This is a genomic window from Turicibacter sp. H121 (assembly GCF_001543345.1).
Classification (GTDB): Bacteria; Bacillota_I; Bacilli_A; order MOL361; family Turicibacteraceae; genus Turicibacter; species Turicibacter bilis.
On sequence record NZ_CP013476.1, the window covers coordinates 2,463,598 to 2,480,817 of the forward strand.

Annotated in this window: 17 protein-coding genes; 13 read left to right on the forward strand and 4 right to left on the reverse strand. The window is 34.7% G+C overall.

Annotation, left to right across the window (positions count from 1 at the left end; all coding sequences use genetic code 11):
- Window positions 1–230: 230 nt before the first annotated feature.
- Complete coding sequence (locus AT726_RS11830; protein ID WP_068759654.1) at window positions 231–1,745, reverse strand: bifunctional metallophosphatase/5'-nucleotidase; 1,515 nt, start codon at window positions 1,743–1,745, stop codon at window positions 231–233.
- Between the two features lie 195 nt (window positions 1,746–1,940).
- On the opposite strand from AT726_RS11830, the gene AT726_RS11835 reads away from it, so the two are divergent.
- The 4 genes from AT726_RS11835 (at window position 1,941) to AT726_RS11850 (ending at window position 4,167) form a co-directional block, all read left to right on the forward strand.
- On the forward strand, window positions 1,941–2,420 hold the full coding sequence (locus tag AT726_RS11835; protein ID WP_068759655.1) for a hypothetical protein: 480 nt from the start codon (window positions 1,941–1,943) through the stop codon (window positions 2,418–2,420).
- 143 nt (window positions 2,421–2,563) lie between these two features.
- Window positions 2,564–3,151 carry a hypothetical protein gene (locus tag AT726_RS11840; RefSeq protein WP_068759656.1) on the forward strand — a complete coding sequence of 196 codons (588 nt, stop codon included), beginning with the start codon at window positions 2,564–2,566 and terminating at the stop codon, window positions 3,149–3,151.
- A gap of 18 nt (window positions 3,152–3,169) precedes the next feature.
- Window positions 3,170–3,712: a GNAT family N-acetyltransferase gene (locus AT726_RS11845; RefSeq protein WP_068759657.1), complete on the forward strand. Its 543-nt coding sequence runs from the start codon at window positions 3,170–3,172 to the stop codon at window positions 3,710–3,712.
- A 2-nt stretch (window positions 3,713–3,714) separates the two neighbouring features.
- Window positions 3,715–4,167, forward strand: a complete 453-nt coding sequence (locus AT726_RS11850; RefSeq protein WP_068759658.1) for a hypothetical protein — start codon at window positions 3,715–3,717, stop codon at window positions 4,165–4,167.
- Window positions 4,168–4,209: 42 nt separating this feature from the next.
- Here AT726_RS11850 and nhaC read toward each other — a convergent pair whose 3' ends face one another.
- Window positions 4,210–5,607, reverse strand: coding sequence for a Na+/H+ antiporter NhaC (gene nhaC, locus AT726_RS11855; protein WP_068759659.1), 1,398 nt, complete (start codon window positions 5,605–5,607; stop codon window positions 4,210–4,212).
- 479 nt (window positions 5,608–6,086) lie between these two features.
- Here nhaC and AT726_RS11860 point away from each other — a divergent pair, with 479 nt between their 5' ends.
- The 6 genes from AT726_RS11860 to AT726_RS11875 all read left to right on the forward strand — a co-directional run bounded on the left by AT726_RS11860 (window position 6,087) and on the right by AT726_RS11875 (window position 11,599).
- Window positions 6,087–6,287 (forward strand): cold-shock protein, encoded by a 201-nt coding sequence (locus AT726_RS11860; RefSeq protein ID WP_006785622.1) that lies wholly within the window; start codon window positions 6,087–6,089, stop codon window positions 6,285–6,287.
- A gap of 286 nt (window positions 6,288–6,573) precedes the next feature.
- On the forward strand, window positions 6,574–7,992 hold the full coding sequence (locus AT726_RS11865; RefSeq protein ID WP_055275736.1) for an MATE family efflux transporter: 1,419 nt from the start codon (window positions 6,574–6,576) through the stop codon (window positions 7,990–7,992).
- A gap of 289 nt (window positions 7,993–8,281) precedes the next feature.
- Window positions 8,282–9,277, forward strand: a complete 996-nt coding sequence (locus AT726_RS13345; protein WP_237297118.1) for a hypothetical protein — start codon at window positions 8,282–8,284, stop codon at window positions 9,275–9,277.
- A gap of 23 nt (window positions 9,278–9,300) precedes the next feature.
- Window positions 9,301–9,981, forward strand: a complete 681-nt coding sequence (locus tag AT726_RS13350) for a UvrD-helicase domain-containing protein (RefSeq protein WP_237297120.1) — start codon at window positions 9,301–9,303, stop codon at window positions 9,979–9,981.
- Window positions 9,969–10,814, forward strand: coding sequence for an ATP-binding domain-containing protein (locus AT726_RS13355; RefSeq protein ID WP_237297121.1), 846 nt, complete (start codon window positions 9,969–9,971; stop codon window positions 10,812–10,814). The genes AT726_RS13350 and AT726_RS13355 overlap by 13 nt, the downstream gene beginning before the upstream one ends.
- A 5-nt stretch (window positions 10,815–10,819) precedes the next feature.
- Window positions 10,820–11,599 carry a hypothetical protein gene (locus AT726_RS11875; protein WP_068759660.1) on the forward strand — a complete coding sequence of 260 codons (780 nt, stop codon included), beginning with the start codon at window positions 10,820–10,822 and terminating at the stop codon, window positions 11,597–11,599.
- Window positions 11,600–11,637: 38 nt separating this feature from the next.
- Here AT726_RS11875 and AT726_RS11880 read toward each other — a convergent pair whose 3' ends face one another.
- Together AT726_RS11880 and AT726_RS11885 are read right to left on the reverse strand one after the other, a co-directional pair.
- Window positions 11,638–12,321: a TIGR00266 family protein gene (locus AT726_RS11880; RefSeq protein ID WP_068759661.1), complete on the reverse strand. Its 684-nt coding sequence runs from the start codon at window positions 12,319–12,321 to the stop codon at window positions 11,638–11,640.
- Window positions 12,322–12,371: 50 nt separating this feature from the next.
- Window positions 12,372–13,463, reverse strand: a complete 1,092-nt coding sequence (locus tag AT726_RS11885; RefSeq protein ID WP_068759662.1) for a DUF3810 domain-containing protein — start codon at window positions 13,461–13,463, stop codon at window positions 12,372–12,374.
- Window positions 13,464–13,641: 178 nt separating this feature from the next.
- On the opposite strand from AT726_RS11885, the gene ade reads away from it, so the two are divergent.
- The 3 genes from ade (at window position 13,642) to AT726_RS11900 (ending at window position 17,167) form a co-directional block, all read left to right on the forward strand.
- The gene (gene ade, locus AT726_RS11890; RefSeq protein WP_068759663.1) at window positions 13,642–15,387 is read left to right on the forward strand and encodes an adenine deaminase; all 1,746 of its coding nucleotides are present in this window, start codon (window positions 13,642–13,644) and stop codon (window positions 15,385–15,387) included.
- Between the two features lie 118 nt (window positions 15,388–15,505).
- Window positions 15,506–15,931: a hypothetical protein gene (locus tag AT726_RS11895; RefSeq protein ID WP_068759664.1), complete on the forward strand. Its 426-nt coding sequence runs from the start codon at window positions 15,506–15,508 to the stop codon at window positions 15,929–15,931.
- Between the two features lie 126 nt (window positions 15,932–16,057).
- On the forward strand, window positions 16,058–17,167 hold the full coding sequence (locus tag AT726_RS11900) for a radical SAM protein (protein WP_158508555.1): 1,110 nt from the start codon (window positions 16,058–16,060) through the stop codon (window positions 17,165–17,167).
- The last annotated feature ends 53 nt before the right edge of the window (window positions 17,168–17,220 follow it).

A 17,220-nucleotide genomic window follows, 5' to 3' on the forward strand; every position in this document is an offset into this window, starting at 1 on the left:
GAAGATTTATAAATGACTAGAGAACGATGGATTATTACAATTTATGTCTATCTTTCTTACTCATTTTTTAAACATCGAATTTATAGAAGAATGTGCTTTTGATGGACAATGGTTTTTGGGGGGGGATGGCTACTCTGTTTGTGATTAGCGTTTATCATATCTTTTGTAGCCTAGTGAAAGAAGAAGATTAACAGAAAAAGCCGTCATTTAAACGGACGGCTTTCTTAATTTTATCTGATGACTTTAATAAATTGACGATCATCGACGGTAATGTGTTGATGTTTTTTGAAGTAATTGATGATAATCTCAGTCATTTCGATTTGAATTTCTTTAATAACTGGGCAGTCACGGAAGAATTCATAACCTCCAACACCACTTGAACGATAGTTGTTCATGACTAAACTGAAAGTATCTTCAGGTTGAACTTCTTTGTCATTTACGATCATGGATGTGACGCGTTCACCAACTGGTTTGGTTAAATCAAAGGTATAGAAGACATTTGAGAAGAAGTCATAGTTGTAGTGAGCGACTTTTGGTTGTAAGAAACGACGAGAAACTGAGAGTTTACCATTTTCATTATGAATGTATGAAGCGCAAACTTCTAATGCTTGTTTTAAGACCGTCCCAGTGACTTCAAGGACGACAAGCGTATTTGGATAAACGTACGTTGACACGATATCACGAACAGTTACACTTGTATCAAATCCTTTGATTGCATTAGCAAAGGATGTACAGGCTAAATCGGATTCAGCTACTTCTAATTGGATTTGATTAATAAAGTTCGCTAATAGTAAACCATTTACTGCCATATCTATACGCTCTGCAGGTTGTAATTCAACATTTAAATAACCCACTGGAGAGTCTAGCCATTGCTGAACTCGAGTTTCTAACGGCATTAATTCTTGATATAAATGGGGTTCAGGATTGATTGAGACGGCATTTAAAGACGAATGAATAGAAAGTTTTTGATCGTCTGCAACTGTTATATTGACTTGAGCGTACTTAGAGGCATTGTGTGGAGTCTGGATAATATGCGTTCCAAATAAATCTCGATCTTGAAGTGGGACATGCTGATGTCCAGTTAATAAGAGATCAAACTGTAATTCTTTACAAATTTTATAAGCAATATTTTCAGATGATGTGCTCAGTTGTTCGTGAGTTTCTAAATCATATTCAAATCCACCGTGGTAAATCCCGATTAAAACATCAACTTGTGGTTTTAATTCATCATGAATCTTTTGAATCGAAGAAAATGTATCTAATACATCAAAATTAGTTAAGTTATACGCTTTTTCCCAAATTGGAATGAAGTCAGTTGTAAATCCAATGACACCTACTTTTAATCCATTTTCCATGACTTTAATGTCAGATGATGCAATCGGTAAAATGCCAGTTTTATCTATGATATTAGCACATAAACATTTCGCGTTTAAGTTTGTTAAATACGATTTTAAATAGTCATAGCCATAGTTAAATTCATGGTTACCTAAGGTGATATAATCATATCCACCTTGATTCATAACGGTTGCAACCGGATGTTTTTCTAGATTTTCAGTACTTAAAAAAGTCATAAATGGTGAGCCTTGAATGGTATCACCAGCATCAATAATTAATGTGTTTCCATCTTTTTGATAGTGAGACAAAATATTTAATAGTCCCATTGGTTTTTCTGTTGTATCGGTATAATCTGTTGGGTAGACGTAACCGTGTAAATCAGATGTAAAGTAAATTTTTAACTGTTTCATATGTAACACCTCAATTCGAATTATACCACAAAAATCGACATTAAACTGTTTTTCTACAGTGTTATTGTCTCATAATTTAATGAAATCATGTAAAAAATAATGATGTAACGGAAAAAAGGGTGAAAAATACTAGGTAATTCACTAAACTATGATAAAATATAAAAAAGACACTTGGATTAAAAAGGAAGAATAAAGATGACAGAAAAAATAATTGATTATAACAAGTCTGAAATCAACATGTCACCAATTAAAGAATGGAAAGATTTAGAGGGAACTGAATTCTTAGAGTTATTAATATCGGGAGCAGAACTGGATGCTGAACTTTATGAGTTAGCTGTTAAAAAAGTTCCTCAATTAGTGAAACAAAGTAAACTTGTCCTTAAATCAAGTCATAAAACGATGAAACAGGCCATGAAATCAAGTAAACGAACGAAAAAATATTATTATAAAGTGTCAAAAGCGATTATGAAATTACTAAAGCGTGATGATATTGCTCATGAATTAAAGTTAGAGTTAATTGAATTATTAAAAGAATTAACCATTAAAGTTGAAAAGTGTGATGAAAGAGATCAGTATTTTTTCAGTGAACAACATAAAAAAACAATGGGCTATGGAACGGTTGCTTTATTTACAGTGGCAGCGATTTATGGAGTGGTGACTAGTAAAAAGTCATAAGATCAAAACGGTTAAGAGAGAATCCTTTCTTAGCTGTTTTTTCTTATCAAAATGTGTTTGATTATAGAACCTTTCTTTATTCATGTTTTAAAGTCATCGAGAATACACTGTACTAGATGACTTTATGAGGGAGGCGGGTGAGGATGAGAGGTCCAATCCAATATCAACGACAATTCATTTTACAGGTTCATTGTGGGATTAATGCCTTTTGTTTTATAGTCACGCTAATTTGTATTCTGGCACTACGGTTTAGTATTGGTTTAATCGAATTATTTGCTCTAATTTTACCTATTATCGGAGTTTTATCACTATTTATGAATTCTAATTTAGGAAAAGGTCGGAAAGTCATGAAAGAATGCTATCTTTTCGGAAGTTTAGCGAGTATTCTATCATTATTTTTAGTCTCACAAGTTTTAATTCAGTTTTGCTATAAGAGCTGGCTATGGGGAGTCGGATACTTTTTATTCACAGGAGCAGCCCTTGTGGCGATTGTGTATTTGCTCTTTTTTGGAGATATGCATTTTCTTTATAAATGTTTGACTCCGGTGACGTTAATTGCTGCTTTGATTATTGGGATTTTGGTTTCAATCGTTATCTATAGATTTTTTCTTAGCTGGTGTTTTACTCCAGGCTTTGTTTTATTTTTAAGTTATCTATTATGGATTATTGACCTTATCATTACGGTGTTTATTTGTTTAGATTTAAGAATTATCTTATTTAAAGGACGTTAAGTCTAGAGGAGTTTTAAGATGTTGAAAGCAGAAGAGTCAGTGAGCGTTAGTTATCGTGCCTTAAATCAATCTGATTTAGAAGAACTGTTAAAGTTATACCAGGATAAATTATTTATTCAAGGATACGGAAAAATAGATGAAGACAGACAGACAAAACAACAGTTAGAAGATTGGTATGAGCATTCTATTCATTCTTTGGATGAGTATTACTTTTCAATTTGGATGGAAGGCGGTAAAGAATGGATAGGTTTTATTAGTTTAACTGACTTTAATGAGGATCAAAGTGAGGCTTGGATGAGTATAGGTATAAAGCCAACTTGGTGGGGCATGGGAATAGGAACAAAGGTTCTTACAGCATTCATTGATGATTGCTTTACCAATTGGCATCTTAAAACGTTAAGATTGAGTGTGTTTTCAACTAATCACCGAGCGTTGATGCTTTATCAAAAAGTGGGATTTCAAGTTGAAATGATTTACAAGCAAAATCAAGCACCGAATTGGTTTAATACAGATATTTATCAGCTTTCTTTAAGCCAATCGTATGAAATATTGGGGGAGTGAATATGAAAGGGAATAGCATTAAAAATAGTGTGTGGTGTGAAAGGGAAGGGGAGTTTCCCCGATATTTTAAAACGGATGGACAACTTCACTTTGATCAAACAGAGATTGATGGTTATAAGGTTGGTAGCCTTAGTTTTAGTAAAGAGGATTATGAGCGCTTAGTTTATACTGAAACAATTAACACGGTAGGTAAAAGACAATTGACCATTGGATTGATTATTCGGGGAAATGATGTGGATGAAATCAATTATAAAGTTGCGTTTTATAATGAAGCTGATTCTTGTATTGATGTTTGTTGTCATAATGTTGCTTCTGAAGTGACTCCACATTTTAAACGAATTTGTGTGACCTATCCTATTCCTGCAGATAACTGTTATGTTAGAGTTGGCTGGGGGTTTAAGGGGATTGTTACTGGGGTGACATTTTTTCATCCGTCATTAATCTTAGTAGACTAAGGAAATAAAAAAAACTCTCGAAATCGAGAGTTTTTTTAAGTTCTATTTTTGCTCTGTTGATTGACGTTTTTCCATTGTCCATCCTGTGGCTGCTAAAATTAATGAAATCATAGGCGATAATAAGTTAAAGAAAGCATATGGTAAGAAGGCAATTGGATTAATCCCTAATGTGGCAATCATGTATGAACCGCAGGTTGTCCATGGGATTAAAGCTGATGTTACTGTTGCGCTATCTTCAATCGCACGTGATAAGTTTTTAGCTGCTAAGTTACGTTTCGCATATTCGTCTTTATACATGCGTCCAGGCATGACAATTGCTAAATATTGATCTCCAGTTACAATGTTTGTAAAGATACATGTGATAATTGTTGCAAAAACTAAACCGAATGTTCCTTTAGCAAACTGTAAGATACGTGTTGCAATCGTTTCAAGCATACCTGTTTTTTCAAGGACTCCACCAAATGATAGTGCACATACAACTAAAGAAACAGTCCATAACATACTATCTAATCCACCACGAGTTAATAAGTCATCAACCGCTACGACACCTGTATGTGACTGATAACCGTAATGCATGGCTGACATGACATCACCTAAACTTGCTCCTTGGAAAATGATTGCAAAAGCACCACCGATTAATGTTCCTGTTAATAAGGCTGGAAGTGCAGGAAGTTTTAAAATAACCATGGCAATAACAGAGACAGGAGCTAATAAAAGAATTGGAGATAAGGTGTTAAAGTTTGAAACTAATGTTTCTTTAATGATGTTAATTTGAGCCATATCTAATGATTGACCGGCATATTTAACGCCAAGAATCGCATAGATGACGATTGCGATGACATAAGCCGGAACAGTCGTATACATCATATGCTTAATATGATCAAATAAAGTTGCACCTGCCATAGCTGGTGCTAAATTGGTTGTATCTGAAAGAGGTGACATTTTATCACCAAAATAAGCCCCTGAAATAATGGCTCCTGCAATAACGGGTGATGGAATTCCTAATGTTTGACCAATTCCTAATAGAGCAATCCCAACTGTTCCCGCAGTTGTCCAAGACGAACCTGTTGAAACAGAAACAATTGAACAAATTAATAACGTTGCCACTAAGAAAATACTAGGTGACAAAATATTTAATCCCCAGTAAATCATTGAAGGAACAACCCCACTTAAAATCCATGTTCCAATTAGTGTTCCTACAATTAATAAAATCAGAATGGCTTGGATAGCCATTTTAATCGTTTCGATAATTCCGTCTTCAAGCTCCGACCATTTAAAGCCAAGTCGATAGACTCCGATTAAGGAAGCAACAGCTGTTCCTAATAAAAGTGGGATTTGAGGATCCACCTTAAAGACCATTAAGGATAACGCTAAAATAATAATTAAAAATACGATAGGAATCAATGATTCAAATAGTGTTGCTTTTCGTTGTTGTTTCATCTTATTCTCTCTTCTCCTCTCAATTATGTTGATGGTTTATTGACATTGAATTTAGTCTAATGAACCGAATTTAATGAGAATTTACTCAATAAAAAAACGAAAAATATCGAGAATTGCCGAAACATAATATAACATGTTCTTAGATGGACTGCAAATGTTTTTTTGAAAATAATGAAACGTAAATTTTGGTAATTAATCCAGGGTTAATTAAACATCATGAACCACTGTTTTCCAACAAAAAAATAAAAAAGATGAGGGGGAAGAGGAATATTTTTGAAATGATTTTCAAATTATATTATATATAAGGTTGTCTTTTTCTGAAAAACGTGCTATATTTAACCTGTACTTAATAATTCTTTTGGTATTTTTCACAGGTTCAAATGAATAAATTTTCTTGGGGTTTATAACTAAGGGTAATGATGTGGGTAGCAAAATAGTATTAAGTAACAAATTTTTATTTGTTTTCGGAGGTATTTATTATGAATACAGGTACAGTTAAATGGTTTAACGCAGAAAAAGGATTCGGATTCATTTCAGTTGAAGGCGGAGAAGATGTATTCGTACATTACTCAGCAATTACTGGTGAAGGATTCAAAACATTAGAAGAAGGACAAAAAGTTTCTTTCGATATCGTTGAAGGAAACCGTGGAGCTCAAGCTTCTAACGTTGTTAAATTATAATCATTCATAACATTTTTTAGAGCTAGTGATCATTTTATCACTAGCTTTTTTCTTATGGATTAAAAGATTAAATGAAGATGGAGAATCTAGTAAAATGTTTTATAGAAAACAATGATTGAGTCATGATGCGCTAATTGTCAATGAGGTTTAAAATGAGATGAATGATTAGAAGCTAGTAGCAAAAGTTGATTCAAAACATCAAAAATCTCTTGTTTTTTTCAGTTTGGAATGTTAAAGATGAATAGGAAGAATTAAAAGAGATGAATTTTAAAAGGGGTGTTATAGTTTGGAGAAGCGTATTGATTTAACCAAAGGTCCCATTGTGAGAACGTTAGTTAAATTAGCATTGCCAATTATGGGAACATCATTTATCCAAATGGCTTATAATCTGACGGATATGATTTGGATTGGTAAAGTTGGAAGTAAGGCAGTGGCTGCTATCGGAACGGCTGGTTTTTTTACGTGGCTTGCGATGGCTTTTATCATGATTTCAAAAAATGGAGCTGAGATTAAGGTCGCTCAATCAACTGGAGCGAAGCGTTTTGATGAAACGAAAATGTATGTTAGAAGTGCCATTCAAATTAACTTAATACTTGCCATAATCTATATGCTAGTTTTACTTATTTTAAAAGAACCGTTGATTAGTTTCTTTAACTTAGGTGATACTGAGATTATTCAGATGTCATATACCTATTTAGAGGTGATGGCATTCGGAATGATTTTTTATTTTATTAATCCTGTTTTAACTGCTATATTTAATGGATCAGGGGATAGTAAAACTCCATTTATTATTAATACGATTGGGTTATTGTTCAATATTATATTTGACCCATTATTAATTTTAGGATTTGGTTCTATTCCAGCCTTAGGGGTATTAGGAGCCGCGTTAGCTACTGTTGCTGCACAAATTATGGTCACAATTTGCTTTGTAGTGGTAATGATTAGAAGTAAAGTGAATGATTTAAAAGTGGATCTTTTTAAGAAACCGGATATTGTATCCATGAAAACACTCTGTAGACTCGGACTTCCAGGGGCTGTCCAAAGTGGGTCATTTACATTAATTGCGATGATTTTAGGACGATTAGTCGCGGTTTATGGAGCAGTTCCAATTGCGGTTCAAAAAGTGGGATCACAGATTGAATCGATTTCTTGGATGACAGCTGGTGGTTTTTCAACAGCCTTAGGAGCGTTTGTCGGTCAAAACTATGGTGCAAAACAATATGAGCGAATTCAGAAAGGTTATCGTACCACGTTAATGTTAGCCTTAGGACTAGGGGGATTTACGACCTCCTTACTCATCTTTGCTGGTCGTCCTATTTTTACCTTCTTTTTACCTGAAGCAGAGGCAATTCACCAAGGAACAGATTACTTAAAAATCTTAGGGTACTCACAATTGTTTATGTGTATTGAGATTACAACACAAGGATTATTTAATGGATTAGGTCGAACGTATATTCCTTCTGCAGTGGGGATTATTTTAACGGCTGCTCGTATTCCCCTTGCTTATTTAATTGCAACACCTACGCTTTTAGGAATTAATGGTGTTTGGTGGGCTATTTCATTAAGCAGTGTGGCAAAGGGAATTGTTTTAGTTGTGATTTATTTTTATTTACAAAAACGAAAAAAGTTATACGATATGCAAGAGTTTGATCTCGATACTGAGGATAATTTTGAAGAAAGTAGTCCTCCTTTAATCGAATCTTAGTCTTGTTTTAGAGTCGAATAAGCGCCTGTGCGTTTATTCGGCTTTTTTAATCTTTTGAACTATTCGTTTTATTCCTACTTAGATGACCGAGCATGGATGACTTAAAGAATAAAGGTTAGAAATAAAGGAAATGAAAGATTTAGTGTAGATGAAAAGATTTCTTTCGTTCATACAAGAATTTTTTGAAGAAATTCTTATCAACTAACGACAGCGTATCGACGTTTTAATATACATTTAGTGTCTAATTTGATAGAATAGAGATAAGATTATGTAGAAAGGGGATATGGTTATGAAAATATTAGTTACTGAATTATTTTTAAGTCACATCCCTCAAGGGAAAGAATCCTTTGTCCTACAAAAAATGAGTCAGTTTGTTCATGAATATGTTGCTTCAAAGTTTAATATGTCTGCTATGCGTGCAGGTGTATCCGTCCGTGAAATTAAAAATAATCGAAATGGGTTACGCATTTTTAAACTCCGAATTAATAAAGGAGATCGGATTTTGTTTACGTTTGATACGGATCGGGTACGTTCAGAATACCGTCAAGCGATTTTGTTTTTAGATTATTGCCATCATGATGATCAAGCGATGCGAGGGCGAATGATTGGAGTTTCAAATCAACAAGTTGAGGAATATTTGACATCCGAAGAGTCGATTGATGAATTCATCGATCAGCAATATATCAATTTTGATTACGATCCTAATCGCGTGATTACTCGTGTCATCAATGTCGAGACCATGGGACAGTTATTAGATGAACGTGAGGATAAGGCGGTTTATTATTTGAATGATGAACAGTTTGAATGCTTGGCACCAACAGATGCCCCTACCTTTATTTTTGGTAGTGCCGGAAGCGGAAAAACAACCATTAATATTCATAAAGCGTTTATTTTGGCGATGCAACCCATTAAGATTGCTTACTTTACTTATTCTTCTTATCTTGTCGAAGATGCGAAGAAGTTATTTCAAAAAATTTTGGAAGAGTCACCGGAGTATCGTGCAGATGAATTATTAAAGCGTGTTCATTTTTATCATTTGAACGATTATATTTCTCAAGAAGTTTCAATTTATCAAACGGTGAGTTATGAACAGTTTCGCACGTGGGTTATTGAACGTCAGCCCTTGCTTTTAAAACAATTAGGACTCGGAATTTATGATATTTGGAAAGAAATTCGAGGAATTATTAAAGGGATGATTCCAAAAGAATGGATAGATTATCGAGTGAATATGAATGAGTGGTCTCTTGCATCAGATTTAGTTGAGGTGATTGTTAAAAAGGTTTAGGTCATGTGGATGGAGAAGATCTCGTGCTTCATGCCGAAAAACTTTATGAAGCAAAGACTCGATTTTTAGATCAATATGAACTCAAAGCAGTTTTACTGATGCATCAAATTCTCGATCAGTATTTACTCAATCATGCCCTAATTCCAAAAGAAATCTATTTAAAGTTAGATGAGCAGTATTGTTTATATTCATCGTCTCAGCGTGAATTACTATATGAACTAACCTTAAGATACCAAATGTTCTTATCTGCTGAAGGAAAAGTGGACGAGAATGACATGGCAAGACAATTTCTCAATCGTTTAATGAATCAAAAGGTTCCTTTATTTGATTTTGTCATTGCTGATGAAATTCAAGACTTAACAGAAATTCAAATTTATTGTTTAATTCGTCTGGCCAGAAATCGAAATAACTTATTATTTAGTGGAGATATCAATCAAACCATTCGCCCGACTTATTTTCATACAGGACGAATTGAGAGTATCTTAAAAACGTCAAATACGCATTTAGGATTTATTAAACATCAATTAGTTAAAAATTATCGAAGTACGAAAGAAGTTGTCGATTTAGCTAATCAAGTGGTTAATTTGCGAATTCAGCGTTTAGGTTTAAATAAAAAAATGATTATCATGAAATTCCAATTCGAGGAGAACAGCATCCGATTTATTATTTTGATGCGAAACATCCCCTTGAGATGGTTAAGTTAATTGAGACGGGACTCAATCGACATTATGTAGCCATTGTTGTTCCAGATGAAGAAGAAAAGAAAAACTTTGAACGACTCACTCAACAAAAGGGAGCTGTCTTTACGGTTGAAGAGATTAAAGGAATCGAAAAGGAGTATATCATTTGCTATAATGTCATGACGAAGTATAAAACGGCGTGGGAAACAATCATAAATCAAGATGTGATGTATCAAAATCAATATCGTTATTACTTTAACTTATTGTACGTGGCATTGACACGAGCTCGTCATCATTTATGTTTCATTGAAGAAGATATGCCACCGTCACTTTATGAGCAATTTGAAAGTGAGTTTTTATCTTTTGATACATTTGATGAAACCGAATTAAAGCTGAATCAATTATCAACGGATAATCAATTTTATAAAGAAGCTCAATTATATGAGCGTCGTGAGCTTTATGAGCAAGCGATTACGGAATATGAACTATCACAACTTGAAGAAGCAAAAACTGATATTGCAAGATGCCGTGCATTAATGAAGAACAAAGAGGGCCATCACATTGAAGCGGGACATGACTTAATGCACCTTAAAGAGTATGAAAAAGCAGCGCTTTGTTATCGTCAAGGACATGACCGACTCAACTATTTAAAGGCATTGGTCTTTCAGGAGTTACCCTTTGCTCAAATCCAACAAGAGTTTGAGAAAGAAGGAAGTGATGTTTTAACTTTTGTTTATGAGCAAGACGTACGTGTCACTTGGTTGAAGCGATTTAATAAGCTATATTCAAGACATCTTCTAAAACAGGCACAGGTCATTGATCGAATGATTGAAACGATACACGAGTTGAAAGGATGAGAGGAATGGAAACGGAATTTTTAGATTTAATAAAAACATTTGAAAAAACAGCTAAACGACTGGAAACATTAGATACAACGATTTTAAACTTCAAGGATGTGGTAGAGGGGTTACGCCAAAATTTAGATGAGCTTGTAGAAATGGTACATCTCGAGGAGATTGTAGAGTTATCTGAAAAGGGGAGCCGAAAAATCCAATTATTAAATCAAAATTTAGATCAAATTTCGCAGACGTATGAACGTTTATTACATGTTGATGAATTTAACGGGGAGTACTTCGAGCGTTTAACAGCAATTGAAGATAAAATTATGCGTTTAAGTGATCGTGAAACGATGGATGATGGGAATCAAAAAGAAGGGCAAGCAAGTTCAAGTTATATCGCCCTAGAAGATCGTCGTCATGTTTATTATATTGAAACGGAGACGCATCAATTGATGGCAATGGACAAGGAAAATGAAGATGAGAATGGTCCAATTGATGGAATTCTTGCTAAAAAACTTGTTTGTGAAAATGATACAGTGTTTGCCCTCCATCAAGAGACAGGTGACGTATTTGTCTTAAATGGGCGAATCCCGATGGCTCGTCATTCATTAGATGCAACAGATTTTGTGGTGGTAGGATTTAATATTTACTACTTATCTGACACAAAACTAATGAGATTCCATCTGTTTACACTAGAAAAAGAAGTCATTTTAAATCATATTGTTTCATTCGAACGTTTAAATCATCAATTAATTTGTCAAACTGAGGCTAAAAAATCAGTCTTTGTGAATTTAAATAAATAAAAAGCATAGTGGAGTCATACCATACTCCACTATGCTTTTTATTTTCCACCTGTTGGAATATATGGAATTAATCGAGTGGCAACGTTTTGCATTGTTAAGGTTTGCAAATAAACGGTTCCTGGTCCGGTTAATTTAGTTAAGAATAATCCTTCCCCACCAAAGAAGATGTTTTTAAATCCTTTAACGGTTTCAATTTCGTAATTAACCCCACGACTAAAAGCAACGACATTTCCAGTGTCAACTTTGATAATTTCTCCATGTTTTAACTCTCGCTTGACGACACTTCCTGCAGCTTCTAAAAAGACTTTGCCTTGTCCACTAATACGTTGTAAAATAAATCCTTCCCCACCGAATAAGCCAGCAGAAAGTCGCTTAGTCCACTCCACATTTAAATGAATGCTAGGTTCACCGACTAAAAATGAACTTTTTTGACAGATCCACTCATCTCCTTTTAGTAAATCAAACTCAAGAATTTGACCAGGAAAAGTCGAGGCAAAGACAATTTCTTGTGCGGGGGCCATCGAAGTATAGGTTGCCATAAACAGTGACTCGCCTGAAAACATTCGCCCAATTCCTTTCATCAGCCCCCCTTTTACATTCGTCTCCATTTTAATTTTCTCATCCATCCAGGCCATTCCGCCGGACTGTGTATAGACACTTTCGCCTTTATCTAGAACAATTGAGACACCTGGTAAATCATTTCCAAAAATGTTACATTTCATTTGAATCCCTCCTGAATTTAACATAGCATATTTCAATGAATTTGACTATCCTACGATTCATGATCATAATAAGCTAATAATAAATCAACCACTCGTCCATAGCTTCTAACACCATCCTTTATACCGTTGAGTGTGAGATAGGTTTGATTCATAGAGTTAAAGGTTTCCTCGACCTTCCCTTCATATTGCGCCCAAAATTGATTTAAATAGCGCATATCTCGCCGGACGCCATCACTTAACTGTGCATTGAGCTCGATTAATGACTCAGAATCAACTTTTGCAAGCGCCACGTTCGTATATTTCAACGCCGATAGATAACCTGCATAAATAAAGTCTGGGTCTGGATGATGAATACAGGTCAAAAAAGCAATGAAGTTTGCTTCATTTTCACTCGCATAACCTCGCTGATGAGCCATTTCATGCATTGTTGTAAATAAAAGTGTGGAATCTGGTACCGCCACATTAACATTGGCTTCTGCTGTAAAGGGGGAATAGATTCCTGTAATATTCGTATAATTCATTAGTTTGGATGTAAGGGTGGGTTTTGCTAGCCCATATGTTCCACTTAAGACAGGATATGTTTGAGCGGCATGCTCATAACCAATGGGTGCTCGTTTGAAAATGTCATGATAAGATCCGTTAGCGATAAAAATACCTTGTTCATTTTCACGGGTATTCAGTCGGGCCTCATTGACTTGTTGAATTAATTGCTCATAAAGAGCAATTAATTCTTCTGGGTCATGTCCTTCACTCGCCAACGAGAAATCAGCCTCTAATGACGGACGGTCGTAATTGAGTCCCCAAAAGAGGATAAAAATACAGTAGCCAATCGAGAAAGCTGCTAGAAGATTTAATAAATATTGAAGGATGAGAGAGCCCCATTTCTTATGATTTTGAATGAGTTTAATCGAATAAAAAATAAGAGCGGCTACGAAGACCACGATCGCGATATAGATGAGAAGTTCAAAAATTGAAAAAGGAAATAGAGCGCTCAAACGACTTAGTTGCTCAATCCACCATTTATTAATCCCTTTGGAGTAATACGTGTCAATCACAGTAGGGAAAGCCGATAATAGAGCTCGTAAAAGAGCAATAACAATCCCTAATCCAATACATAATAGCTGTCGTTTATAGGAATTCATTCTTTCTGTCTCTCCAGTCATAAAGTAGTTATCTTATTATATCAAAAAAGTAAAAATGTAGTAATTGGTTAGGATAAAAAACTGAAATTGGACATAAAATGATAAAAAACAAGTTCAAATAGTAGACTTTTTAAAGAGGATATGATTGAATAGAAAAAAACTTCATGAGGTGAGACAGATGAAAGAGAAGTTAATGGAATTAAAAACGCGTATTAAATGTGCTTCAAATCAACAAAAGGCCTCATTCGTTATCAAAAATATCACGGTCATTGATGTGTTTCAAAATGATCGATTTATGGCTGATGTAGCGATAGAAGCAGGATATATTATCGGAATAGGGTCATATGAGGGAATCAATGAAATAGATGGAACCAATCAATATATTTGTCCAGGTCTCATTGATGCGCATGCTCATATAGAATCATCTCTTGTATCACCTAAAGAATATTATAAAGAAGCGCTAAAACATGGAATTACATCGATGATTATCGATCCACATGAAATTGCTAATGTGCTAGGGATTAAAGGAATTGAGTTAATGTTAAACTTATCAAAGAATATTCCATTTGATATGTATGTCATGTTACCGTCGTGTGTTCCAGCAACAACCTTTGAAAATTCAGGAGCGACCTTACTCGCCGCGGATTTAAATCCCTTGTATTGTTATGAAAAAGTGATTGGATTGGCTGAGGTGATGAATTTCCCAGCAGTCCTCAATGGGGATGACGATATGTTACAAAAGTTAGTCGATGCCACAACCAAAGGTTATCGAATTGATGGACATGGGGCTAGTTTTGATTTGAACCAATTAAATGCCTATATCACAGCTGGGATTTTAACAGATCATGAATGTCATACGGCTGAAGAAGTGATTGAGCGTTTACGTCGTGGAATGTATGTGTTAATGAGAGAAGGAAGTGTTGCTAAAAATTTAAAAGATTTAATTCAGGTAGCGAGTATTTCTAATAGTCGTCGTATTTGTTTCTGCACCGATGACAAACATATTGATGATTTAATTCGCGAAGGAAGTATTGATCAAGCCATTAAAATTTCCGTTAATAGTGGATTGAAAATTGAAACAGCGATTCAGATGAGTACGTTAAATACAGCTGAATGTTATCAACTCAAAAATAAAGGAGCGATTGCACCTGGATTTATTGCTGATTTTATTATTTTAGATGAGCTAGAGACCTTTAAAATTAATTCGGTTTATAAAAATGGTAAGTGTGTCGTCAGACAAGGACAACTTCAACTAGATGAGGATCGTGAGACCGAACGTTTCATCGTTGAAAATACGGTTCATTTACCAGAAAACTTAAGTGAAAAATCGTTTGAAATTCAGGCGAGCAACTGCCAAAAGCTTAATGTCATTGAAATTATTCCAAATAAGCTAGAAACGATTCATCGTCAATATGAATTAAAAGCTTTAAACATGACAAACGACGTGAGATCATGTATCGAAGAAGATTTATTAAAGGTGGCAGTCATTGAGCGTCATCATCTAACAGGGAATATTGGTTTAGGGATGTTAAAAGGGTTAAAACTCCAAAAAGGAGCCATTGCAACAACGATTTCACATGATTCACATAACTTAATCGTTTGTGGAACAAATGATGCCGATATGTTAGTAGCAGCAAAACAACTTGAAAATATGGGTGGAGGAATCGTTGTGGTGAAAGATGGAAAAGTATTAGCTCAAATCGCGCTTGAAATAGCTGGATTAATCACTGCTCGTCCAGCACATGAGGTCGTTTCTGAATTAAGTTTACTTCATGAGGCACTAGAACAGCTATCACCGAATCTAGGTTTTAATCCATTTTTAACGTTATCTTTTTTAACATTACCTGTTATTCCAAGTATTAAGTTGACGGATAAAGGTTTATTTGATGTGACAATCTTTGATTTTATTTCAGTGACAGAATAGAGTTGTTCCATTTCTGCCTAATGATGCATATAATAAAGTGTTAATTAAAGGCAGAGCAGAAGTAGATGGGAGTCTAGTGAGCATGCCCTCCAAATGAGAGAGAGGGGATGAAAGTGTCATGAATATCAACCGTATTGAAGTTCTTATTTTGAATCATAAACAACAAGCTGTTGAAAAATTTGGACGAAATAGCTCAGCAGTTCGCTACTATCAAGAAGGCGCCAGTAGTGATCTGATTAATGATTTATACCAGCATTGGTTTGGAATCAATGAAGCTTGTATTATTGCTCATCATTTAGCGACGCTCAATGATGAGCAAGATGAAGTGAATTATGTTGTGGCGGTTAATCATTTTAATACTTCAACGTCCTATGAACTGAAAAAATTAAAAGGCAAACGATTACGATATGTTTTTATCTTTTTTGATACGGATGAGGGGAATGCACGCGCCTATGTCTATCAACTTTTAAAGCCCCTCTTGTTACAAAATAAAACCCAACCTATTTTAGTCGATATCGATTATCATAACGTCACATTTTATTAAAAGAAGAGTGAGTCTCTTCTTTTTTTGTGCAAAAGCATCAAAGAAAAGTCATGAATAATAAAAATCGACAATATAATGAAATGAGGTAAAGTTTCATCGAATTAAAAAAATGAGGTGAAGAACATGATGAACTTTTTAAATAATATGAATTTATTGCCGAAAAATTTTATTGTGGCTAATATTGTCGAAGTGCTAAAAGAGGATCCTGATAATGGAGTAGAGAAATTATATGAAATGTCGGGAACTTTTATTACTGATCCTCAGATAAAGGCAATTATTGGACAAATTAAAGGCTATTATGATAGCCATCCTTCGATTAAGCGATATGTTAAAAATATGATATATAATACGAATAAAACGTGTTTAAATCACTTTTTACAAAATATTGCAGTTAAAGAATTATGGGAGGGGCTTTCTATCCGAGAACAAATGTCACAAAAATATTCAGTCAATGTCCCTCACGCTCTCGTTATCAATATTGGGATGAATTGTTCTTTAGCGTGTAAAGGGTGCTTATGTAAATCAGATCCGAGTTTAGCGATGCCTTTAGCAGAGATTGATCGACTAGTGGCTGAAGCACGAGAGCTTGGCATTCACATTATCGTTTTAACTGGCGGGGATCCATTGATGAACGATAGCTTATTTAAAGTGTATGAAAAATATGATGATATGGAATTTATCGTTCTAACAAATGGCGTTTTACTGAATGAACAACGCTGTCTTGCCTTATCTAAATTAGGAAATGTTTTGCCGTTAGTCACCTTAGAAGGTGGAGGTGATGAAATTAAGCAATATATAGAACCTTCAACTTATCAAGAAATTCTGGCTTCATTAGATCGAATGAAAGCACATGGCATCTTATTTGGGGTCATGACACCAACAAAACAGTCTAACCTGAAATTTGTCACATCAGATGACTTTATTTTACCTTTAATTCGTAAAGGCTCTCGAATAAATTGGTATGTGACCACCTCTCATGGAGTACCATCTGAACAGTTGGGGGATAATGAATTAAGTGAACTTGAGGCACGAATTTCATTTATTCGTCAAACACGACCTTACGTGACTATTTTATTAGAAAGTGGAAATCCATTTATTTGTCGTTGTGTCGTGGGTCCATTACTATTTCATTATGATTTTAATGGGCAACATAATGCGTTATTTTTCCCACAACTTAGTGTGAAAAATAGCCAAAACCAACCGCTCATTCAAGTGTTAAGAAAGATTCAATCTTAACATCTAAATCGAGTGATTGAAAAGAGAGGATTCATAGCGTATAATCATCCCGT

What these genes read in the sequence shown, in the direction of transcription:
- AT726_RS11830 (WP_068759654.1), bottom strand. Translation starts at nt 1,745, where the DNA reads ATGAAACAGTTAAAAATTTACTTTACATCTGATTTACACGGTTACGTC.
- AT726_RS11835 (WP_068759655.1), top strand. Translation starts at nt 1,941, where the DNA reads ATGACAGAAAAAATAATTGATTATAACAAGTCTGAAATCAACATGTCA.
- AT726_RS11840 (WP_068759656.1), top strand. Translation starts at nt 2,564, where the DNA reads ATGAGAGGTCCAATCCAATATCAACGACAATTCATTTTACAGGTTCAT.
- AT726_RS11845 (WP_068759657.1), top strand. Translation starts at nt 3,170, where the DNA reads ATGTTGAAAGCAGAAGAGTCAGTGAGCGTTAGTTATCGTGCCTTAAAT.
- AT726_RS11850 (WP_068759658.1), top strand. Translation starts at nt 3,715, where the DNA reads ATGAAAGGGAATAGCATTAAAAATAGTGTGTGGTGTGAAAGGGAAGGG.
- nhaC (WP_068759659.1), bottom strand. Translation starts at nt 5,607, where the DNA reads ATGAAACAACAACGAAAAGCAACACTATTTGAATCATTGATTCCTATC.
- AT726_RS11860 (WP_006785622.1), top strand. Translation starts at nt 6,087, where the DNA reads ATGAATACAGGTACAGTTAAATGGTTTAACGCAGAAAAAGGATTCGGA.
- AT726_RS13345 (WP_237297118.1), top strand. Translation starts at nt 8,282, where the DNA reads ATGAAAATATTAGTTACTGAATTATTTTTAAGTCACATCCCTCAAGGG.
- AT726_RS13355 (WP_237297121.1), top strand. Translation starts at nt 9,969, where the DNA reads ATGGTTAAGTTAATTGAGACGGGACTCAATCGACATTATGTAGCCATT.
- AT726_RS11875 (WP_068759660.1), top strand. Translation starts at nt 10,820, where the DNA reads ATGGAAACGGAATTTTTAGATTTAATAAAAACATTTGAAAAAACAGCT.
- AT726_RS11880 (WP_068759661.1), bottom strand. Translation starts at nt 12,321, where the DNA reads ATGAAATGTAACATTTTTGGAAATGATTTACCAGGTGTCTCAATTGTT.
- AT726_RS11885 (WP_068759662.1), bottom strand. Translation starts at nt 13,463, where the DNA reads ATGAATTCCTATAAACGACAGCTATTATGTATTGGATTAGGGATTGTT.
- ade (WP_068759663.1), top strand. Translation starts at nt 13,642, where the DNA reads ATGAAAGAGAAGTTAATGGAATTAAAAACGCGTATTAAATGTGCTTCA.
- AT726_RS11895 (WP_068759664.1), top strand. Translation starts at nt 15,506, where the DNA reads ATGAATATCAACCGTATTGAAGTTCTTATTTTGAATCATAAACAACAA.
- AT726_RS11900 (WP_158508555.1), top strand. Translation starts at nt 16,058, where the DNA reads ATGAACTTTTTAAATAATATGAATTTATTGCCGAAAAATTTTATTGTG.